The organism is Candidatus Symbiothrix dinenymphae (genome assembly GCF_001431085.1).
In genome coordinates this window covers 1-400 of record NZ_BBRU01000492.1, presented here as the reverse complement: position 1 = coordinate 400, position 400 = coordinate 1, and the positions used below count along the sequence as shown (strand labels likewise).

Here is a 400-nt window from a genome sequence, read left to right as displayed (position 1 = left end):
CCCGGCCCGCCGTTAGGCGCAAAGGAGATGGGGCTGAGACGCGCCCACACCGCATATAGCGTGGTGGGCGCATTGGTGGTATAACTCGTCAACGGGTCTGTTGCCTGGGGGGCTGTATGCCAGCCTCGGAAAGCATAACCGGTTCGCGTTAAGCCTCCCGGATTGTAACCGACTCCTACATAGGTGAAACTCACATTGTGCGCTTTTGTGCCATTAGGAGGCGCAGTTCCGCCGGTGGCTCCATTGGCATCGTACCGGACTGTGTAAGTAATGGGCGTACAAGAGCCGGAAGTATTAGCATTCGCTTGACCATTGGCAGCAACATCTGCATCGGCTTGACTATCTGCATCGGCTTGACTAATGGTAGAAAAGTAGTTCCCCCCCGCAACAATATACGGTT

At 55.2% G+C, this 400-nt stretch carries 1 protein-coding gene; it reads right to left on the bottom strand.

Features of this window, described 5'->3' with window-relative positions; all coding sequences use genetic code 11:
* On the bottom strand, positions 1 to 400 hold a 400-nt coding region (locus ASC50_RS05290; RefSeq protein ID WP_162491148.1), incomplete at both ends, for an InlB B-repeat-containing protein.